This window comes from Pseudomonas sp. GM78 (assembly GCF_000282475.1).
Taxonomy (GTDB): domain Bacteria; phylum Pseudomonadota; class Gammaproteobacteria; order Pseudomonadales; family Pseudomonadaceae; genus Aquipseudomonas.
Window position 1 is genome coordinate 21,490 of record NZ_AKJF01000156.1, and the last position, 7,961, is coordinate 29,450.

The 7,961-nt window shown below is 62.6% G+C and carries 6 protein-coding genes; 1 reads left to right on the forward strand and 5 read right to left on the reverse strand.

All coding sequences use genetic code 11. The features are described 5' to 3' along the window. Positions 1-159: 159 nt before the first annotated feature. Together PMI35_RS07320 and PMI35_RS07315 are read right to left on the reverse strand one after the other, a co-directional pair. On the reverse strand, positions 160-1,719 hold the full coding sequence (locus PMI35_RS07320; protein WP_008063621.1) for a TerC family protein: 1,560 nt from the start codon (positions 1,717-1,719) through the stop codon (positions 160-162). Between the two features lie 287 nt (positions 1,720-2,006). Continuing rightward, a complete protein-coding gene (locus PMI35_RS07315) occupies positions 2,007-2,876 on the reverse strand; it encodes a LysR family transcriptional regulator (RefSeq protein WP_008063622.1) in 870 nt (289 codons plus the stop codon). A gap of 103 nt (positions 2,877-2,979) precedes the next feature. Between PMI35_RS07315 and PMI35_RS07310 the strand changes: the two genes are divergently transcribed. Next, on the forward strand, positions 2,980-4,524 hold the full coding sequence (locus PMI35_RS07310) for an MFS transporter (RefSeq protein WP_008063623.1): 1,545 nt from the start codon (positions 2,980-2,982) through the stop codon (positions 4,522-4,524). Positions 4,525-4,675: 151 nt separating this feature from the next. On the opposite strand, the gene PMI35_RS0132975 is transcribed toward PMI35_RS07310, so the two are convergent. The 3 genes from PMI35_RS0132975 to PMI35_RS07300 all read right to left on the reverse strand — a co-directional run. Next, positions 4,676-5,338 carry a vWA domain-containing protein gene (locus PMI35_RS0132975; protein WP_032831929.1) on the reverse strand — a complete coding sequence of 221 codons (663 nt, stop codon included), beginning with the start codon at positions 5,336-5,338 and terminating at the stop codon, positions 4,676-4,678. Positions 5,339-5,340: 2 nt separating this feature from the next. Further along, the gene (locus PMI35_RS07305) at positions 5,341-6,339 is read right to left on the reverse strand and encodes an ATP-binding protein (protein ID WP_008063625.1); all 999 of its coding nucleotides are present in this window, start codon (positions 6,337-6,339) and stop codon (positions 5,341-5,343) included. Between the two features lie 165 nt (positions 6,340-6,504). Further along, a partial coding sequence (locus tag PMI35_RS07300) for a cobaltochelatase subunit CobN (RefSeq protein ID WP_008063626.1) occupies positions 6,505-7,961 on the reverse strand: 1,457 nt, incomplete at its 5' end.

Genomic DNA, 7,961 nt, shown 5'->3' on the forward strand with positions numbered 1-7,961 from the left:
GGCAGAAAGTGTGCCACAGGTCGTGAAGGGAATGTAGGGGGGGAGATTGAAAAGTGTTTTAAATCAGAAAATCCGTGCACGTGGCTTCACGAGCAGGTTCGCATCCCACTGGGATGCGTTTCACTGCTCGCGAAGGTTGCCCTCAGGCTGGGGGTTGAATCACCCGCCAACCCGCGCCAAAAACACCCGCGTCACCCGCCGTTCTTCAACCGACATGACGGTCAATTGCCAGCCTTCCCACTCGTGGCTGTCACCGATCATCGGCAGTCGATCCAGCAGGCTTACCACCAGGCCGGCCAGGGTTTGATAGTCGTCGGTTGGTTCTGCCGCAAAGCCGGTGCGTTGACGCACCCGCATCAGGTTCAACGCGCCGCTGACCACGAAGCCGCCCTTCTCCTCGACCACGTCCGGGCCCTGGATTTCGCTGGCATCGGGGAGTTCACCGGCAATCGATTCGAGGATGTCGGTCATGGTCAGCACGCCAACGAAGTCACCGAATTCGTTGACCACAAACGCGATGTGGGTCGAGGCCTTGCGCATCTGCTCCAGGGCATTGAGGACCGAATAGCTGTCCAGCAGATTGACGGCCTGGCGCGCCAGGTGTGCAAGATCGGGTTGGTTGCCGGCCAGGAACTCCTTCAGCAGCTCCTTCTTGTGTACGAAGCCCAGCGGCTCATCCACCGCGCCGTCGCGAATCAGCGGCAGACGCGAGTAGGACGAATGCATCAAACGCGTGCGAATGGTCTGCGGGTCGTCGGCCAGGTCGATGTGATCGACGTTGGCACGCACGGTCATCAAGCTGCGGATCGGCCGCTCGGCCAGTTGCAATACGCCGCTGATCATCACCCGTTCACGGCGGTCGAACAGTTCTTCGCTCTGCGCTTCGCCGTCGTCCAACATGTCGGCGATTTCTTCACCGACCTCTTCCACCGCCAGTTTGCGCCCGCCGAGCATGCGCATCACCGCGTGTGCAGTGCGTTCACGCATCGGTCGCAGGCCCTGCATCGAGCGTTTGCGTCGCGCCCGGGCGATCTGGTTGAACACCTCGATCAGGATCGAGAAGCCAATGGCCGCATACAGATAGCCCTTGGGAATGTGGAAGCCCAGGCCTTCGGCGGTCAGGGCAAAACCGATCATCATCAAAAAGCCCAGGCACAGCATGATCACCGTGGGGTGCGCGTTGACGAAGCGGGTCAACGGCTTGCTGGCAACGATCATCAGGCCGATGGAAATGATCACCGCGATCATCATCACCGACAATTCATCGACCATGCCCACCGCGGTAATCACCGCATCGAGGGAGAACACCGCGTCGAGCACCACGATTTGCGCCACGATAGGCCAGAACAACGCGTAAGCCGTATTGGACGTGCGCTCGCCGACATGGCCTTCGAGCCGTTCGTGCAGCTCCATGGTCGCCTTGAACAACAGGAACACACCACCAAACAGCATGATCAGGTCACGCCCCGAGAAGCTCTTGTCGAACACCTCGAACAGCGGCTGGGTCAGGGTTACCAACCAGGAAATACTCGCCAGCAGGCCCAGGCGCATCAGCAACGCCAGGGACAGGCCGATGATTCGCGCGCGGTCGCGCTGTTCGGGCGGCAATTTGTCCGCCAGGATCGCGATGAACACCAGGTTGTCGATGCCCAGCACCAACTCCAGCACAATCAACGTCAACAAGCCCAGCCACGCGGTGGGGTCAGCTAACCATTCCATGAAAATGTCTCGATCTCTTCAGTGAATTCAGGATGCCGGGCACGGCAAGGCACGGCTTTGATGCCGGGGAACTGCAATTAAAGGGAAATCGGGACGCCAGAAAACCGGGTGTTTCGCGTGCATCAAGGCCGCGCGTTGGCGCGAGGGGGAAGGATAACTGGGGGGCTCCGTAAGGGCGTTCATGCAAGTCCTGGAAAGGAAAAAGGACTTGAATCGTACAGGCGATAGCGACAACTCCTACAGCTTGAAATCATTTCAAGATCTGTAGTAGAGCAAAAAATCGCAGCCTAACCCGACCTCTTGATCCGTTCGATATATCGGAGCACCGCCGGTGATTTCTCGAACCGCCGATGAACCAATGCCAACCACGACGACGCATTGCAGTCCTGGATCGGCCGATACACCACGTTCGGCAAGCTGACATGCCCCACCACAGACTCCGGAACCACTGCCACGCCCTGGCCAAGGGAAACCAGGGCAATCACTGCCACCAACCCGCCCGGCTGCGCGCCCAGCCTGGGGACGAAATCGCCCTGGCTGGCCACGTGCAAGGTGCCAATGACCTGTTCGGGAAGAATGAAGTTTTCATTGTGCAAATTCGCACACGTGATGTCCGGCAAGCGGTGGAGCCATGAGTCGACCGGCAATGCCAGCACAAAGCCTTCATCACTCAGGCGCACACCCTCGACGCCCTCGGGCAAGGCCAGTGGGCAACGGATGTAACCCAGATCGAAACGCCCTTCGAGGATCATGTTCGGCAGGCTGGCCATGGGACTTTCCCGCACATTGAGGCTGACATCCGGGTATTGGCCGGCAAAACCCTGCACCTGTTTTTGCAATAACCCCGAATACACTGCCGACGCCACATAACCCAGTTCGATGTGGCCGATATCGCCCCGACCGGCACGCTGGGCATTGCGTTGCGCCGACTCGAATTGCCGCACCGTGGCCTCGGCCTCTATCACCAGCGCCGCGCCGGCCTCGGTCAGGCTGACGTCCCGGACCTGGCGCAGGAACAGGCGCGCGCCCAATTCCGCCTCCATGTCCTGGATTTGCCGGGTCAGGGTCGGCGGTGCAATTCCCAGTTGCTCGGCGGCGCGAGTGAAGTTGCGGTGCCGGGCGACAGCGAGGAAGTAGCGAAAGTGACGGATATCCATAGCTGCGTTAGCTCAAAGGTAATGAAGTCACGGTGCGCGCCTAACAAAGGCATCGCCAGCCAGCGATAAGCTGCACGGAACCTCACAGTAGAGAACCCCTGCCATGTCCGTCAAACCCCGGGTGAGCCCCCGTCTGACCTTGTTAACCGCCAGTGCGGTGTGCTCGCTGATCGTGCTGGACACCAACATCGTTGCCGTTACCTTGCCCAGCATCGCCCGGGACCTGGGGGCGAACTTCGCCGACATCGAATGGGTGGTCAGTGCCTACATGCTGGCCTTTGCCGCATTGCTGTTGCCCGCGGGCAGCCTGGCGGACCGTTTCGGCCGACAGAAAACCCTGATGTGGGGGCTGGGCATTTTCATTCTGGCCTCGGTTGGCTGCGGTGCCGCACCGAATGCACTGTTTCTCGACATTGCCCGCGCGATCAAAGGCGTTGGCGCGGCGCTGCTGTTGACCTCAGCGCTCGCCTCCATCGGCCACACCTTCCACGATGAAGTCGAACGGGCCAAGGCCTGGGCGTTCTGGGGCGGTTGCATGGGCGTGGCCATGACGGCGGCGCCGACCCTGGGCGGGTTGATCGCCGAGTACGTGGGCTGGCGCTGGATTTTCTACCTCAACCTGCCGATCGGCCTGTTCCTGATGTTAATGGTCTGGCGTGCGGTGCCGGAATCCCGCGATGCTCAGGCCGCGCGCCTCGATCCGTGGGGCAGCCTCGCCTTCAGTGCCAGCTTGCTGTGCCTGATCTGGGGCCTGATCGAAGCCAACCGCATCGGCTGGAACAACCCTGCCACCTACGCACGCCTGGTGGGTGGTGCGCTGTTGCTCGGGTTGTTCGTGGTGATAGAGCGCCTGCAGCGGCGGCCGATGATCGACCTGCAACTGTTCCGTTACCCACGTTTCATCGGCGCGTTGCTCGGCATGTTTGCCTACGCCGCGTGCGCCCAGGTGATGATGACCCTGCTGCCGTTCTACTTGCAGAACGGTTTGGGTTTTACCGCCATTTCCGCGGGGCTGGGCATGTTGCCGTTTGCCCTGACCATGTTGATCTTCCCGCGCATCGGTGCACGGCTGGCGGGACGCGTTACGCCCGCGAACATGATGGCCATCGGACTGACCCTGGTGGGCAGCGGCAATTTGCTCAGCGCCTGGGCGGTCAATAACGGCGGATACCTGCCATTTGCCCTGGCGATTGCAGTCACGGGTGCCGGCGCCGGGTTGCTCAATGGCGACACGCAGAAAAACATCATGGCCTGTGTGCCCAGGGAGCGTACCGGCATGGCCTCGGGCATGAGTACGACCATGCGCTTCAGCGCGGTGATGCTGGCCATCGGCGTGTATGGCGCGTTGCTGTCGGGGCACAGCGAACAGTTGCTGCACGACGGCCTGGCGGCACAGGGTGGACAATGGCTCGAGCACAGCCAGGGTATCGCCTCGCGGGTGGTGGCCGGTGACATGCCGGCGGCGCTGGGTCTGGTGCCGGAAGCTGCACGGTCTGTGGTCGAGCCGCTGGCAAGAACGGCATTCGTGGGGGGGTTCAGCCTGTTGCTGTGGGTTGCGGGCCTGGCGGGACTGCTAGGTGCGTTGGTTGTCGGAACGCTGATGCGCAGTCCCGTTCCAACGGCCCGGACAGGCCTGGTGCTTGAATGAAGCGTACCTGGTGAGTTCGTCTTTGATGGTGGGGTCCTCATCGCCAGCAGGCTGGCTCCCACAGGGGATATCCGGCGCTCATGAAATCTGTGGCTCACCCGAATGACTGTGGGAGCCAGCCTGCTGGCGATCAGGCAAGGCAACACAGGGCTCAGCCCGGGAGCAGCTCGTCGATATGCCGATACTCGGACTGCAACTGCGCCGCCAATACCTTGCTGCGCCCAAGGCGAATCGGACCACGCTCGATGTCGATCACCAGCCCCCGACAGTCGAGCGCGGGTAACGACCGCCACTCCTTCATCCGGCCATCAGTCACCACCAGCAAGCGTTGCTGCTCCTCTGGAAAACGCTTTTGCCGCAGGCCAAGCCAAAGCGCCGCTTCACCCAGCGCCGCCAGCAACGGCGTGCCGCCGCCCGCGCCGAGTCCGTCGAGCCAATGGCCCAAACCGCTGGATGCCTTCAACCCCTGCACCTGCCACTTAGGTGCAGCACCACTGGCCGTCAGCAATGCCAGGCGCGCGCGCTGGCGGTAGGCATCATCGAATAATTGCGCCAACAGGCCCTTGGCATCACTCAATGCCTGGTGGCGGCGGGTCGAAGCCGACGCGTCGACAATCACCAGCCACAGCTCATGCGCCGAGCGCGTGCGCAGCTGGAACAGCACATCCTGGCGCTGACGTGGTCGGCCGTTGAGTAAGGTGCCCGGCCAATTGATCGTGCCGTTTTGGGCCGCGTGACGTTTACCCTGTTTACCGTGATCGAGGTGGCCGGCACGGGGTCTGGCATTCGCCCCCGCGTCAGGTCGAGGGCGAATGCCTAAGGCTTTTTTGGCCAGCTCGGCACTTCACGCCGCGCACCGACCGGCAGCGCTTGAGCGGGCATTTCGCCCCACTGGCCCTGACCTTCGCTCGGGTTGGGCTGTTGGCTGGATGGGGCCTGGTTTTGTTGGGGTGCCGGTGGCGCGTGCTCGCGACGACGATGGCGCAAGGCGAAGTCGGCGACCGCGTCGATATCCACTTCGCCAATGGCTGTCGCGCCGCGCCAGGCCGCATGGGCACGCGCCGCGCGTAACCAGACCAGGTCGGCGCGCAAGCCATCGACACCGGCGGCAAAGCAACGCTCGGTGATCTGCGCCAAGGCTTGATCGTCGAGGGGAATGCTCGCCAAGGTGCTGCGCGCGGTTTGGCAGCGCTCACGCAACGACTGCTGCTGATGCTCCCATTCGACGCAGAATTGTTGCGGGTCACTGTCGAAATCCAGGCGTCGACGAATGATCTGCCCGCGCTCCGTCGGTGCAGTGTGGCCGCCGAGGGCGACGTTCAAGCCAAAGCGATCGAGCAGTTGCGGACGCAACTCGCCCTCCTCCGGGTTCATGGTGCCGATCAGCACGAACTTCGCCGAATGCCGATGGGAAATGCCGTCGCGCTCAACCAGATTGGTGCCGCTGGCGGCCACGTCGAGCAGCAGATCGACGAGGTGATCCGGCAGCAGGTTCACTTCATCGACGTAGAGCACACCGCCGTCGGCCTTGGCCAGCACACCGGGGGAAAATTGCGCGCGACCTTCACTCAGGGCCGCGTCGAGGTCGAGGGTGCCGACCAGACGCTCTTCGGTGGCGCCCAAGGGCAAGGTGACGAATTGGCCGCTGGCCAGCAGGTCCGCCAGGCCGCGGGCAAGGGTCGACTTGGCCATGCCGCGCGGGCCTTCGATCAGCACGCCGCCGATTTTCGGGTCGATGGCGGTCAGGTACAGCGCGAGTTTCAAATCGTCGGCGCCGACCACGGCGGAAAGCGGGAAATGGGGGGTGTCGGTCATTATAAAATCTCGGTCATGGTCGGTGATCTCACTCACACCTTAGTTCTTGTGGGAGCGGGCTTGCTCCGGGCGGCGTTCCGACGATTGCGGTGTGTCATGGAGCATAGAGGGTGGCTGACACGGCCTCATCGCGGGCAAGCCCGCTCCCACAGGTTCCTAAGCGTTTCAGCTGTCTTCTTCTATATCCAGCAACAGGTTCTCCAGCGCTTCCCGGTAGTCCCCCGGTTCTTTCCACATCCCCCGCTGTTGCGCTTCGAGCATGCGCTCTGTCATATCACGCAACGCATGGGGGTTATGCTCGCGCACGAAATCCCGGGTGTCCGGATCCAGCAGATAGGCATCGGCCAGCAGCGCGTACTGGTGATCGTCGATCAACCGGGTGGTCGCGTCGAAGGCGAACAGGTTGTCGACTGTCGCAGCCATTTCGAAGGCGCCTTTGTAGCCGTGCCGCTTGACCCCTTCGATCCACTTCGGGTTGGCCGCCCGGGAGCGGATGACCCGGTTCAGTTCTTCCTTCAGTGTGCGGATCTTCGGCAAATCTGGCTGGCTATGATCGCCGTGATAACTGGCCGCCGCCTCGCCACTCAGGCTTTCCACGGCGGCCAGCATCCCGCCCTGGAACTGGTAGTAGTCATTGGAATCGAGCAGGTCGTGCTCGCGGTTGTCCTGGTTTTGCAGCACCGCTTGCACCTGGCTCAGGCGCTGGGAAAATTGCTCACGGGCCGTGGTGCCTTCGTCAGACCCGCCATACGCGTAGCCGCCCCAATTCAGGTAAACCTCGGCCAGGTCCTCGCGGCTCTGCCACAGGCGACCATCGATGGCGCCCTGTACGCCTGCGCCATACGCGCCGGGTTTGGCGCCGAAAATGCGCCAACCGGCCTGTCGGCGAGCGGCTTCATCATCGAGCCCCGATTGCAGCAAGGCTTCACGCTCAGTGCGCACTTTGGCCGCCAGCGGATTCAAGTCGTCCGGCTCATCCAGCGCGGCGACCGCCTGCACGGCCGCATCGAACAACCGGATCAGGTTGGCGAAGGCATCGCGGAAGAAACCCGATACACGCAAGGTCACGTCCACCCGCGGACGATCGAGCAAACTCAGCGGCAGAATTTCAAAGTCGTCGACCCGCTGACTGCCAGTAGCCCAGACCGGCCGCACGCCCATCAACGCCATGGCCTGGGCGATGTCGTCGCCGCCGGTGCGCATGGTCGCCGTGCCCCAGACCGACAGGCCGAGCTGACGCAGGTGATCACCATGGTCTTGCAAGTGGCGTTCGAGAATCAGGTTGGCGGACTGAAAACCGATGCGCCACGCGGTGGTGGTCGGCAGGTTACGCACGTCCACCGAATAGAAGTTGCGCCCGGTGGGCAGCACGTCCAGGCGACCGCGACTCGGCGCGCCACTGGGTCCGGCCGGGACGAAACGACCGCTCAGGGCATCGAGCAGGCCGCGCATTTCTGCGCGACCACAGGCGTCGAGCCTTGGTGCGACCACTTCGCGCAGATGGTCGAGGATGACTTGAACCTCAATCCAGCGCGCCTCTTGTGGGAGCCAGCCTGCTGGCGATGGAGTGTCAGTCGACATCAATGTGGCTGACAGTCCATCGCCAGCAGGCTGGCTCCCCC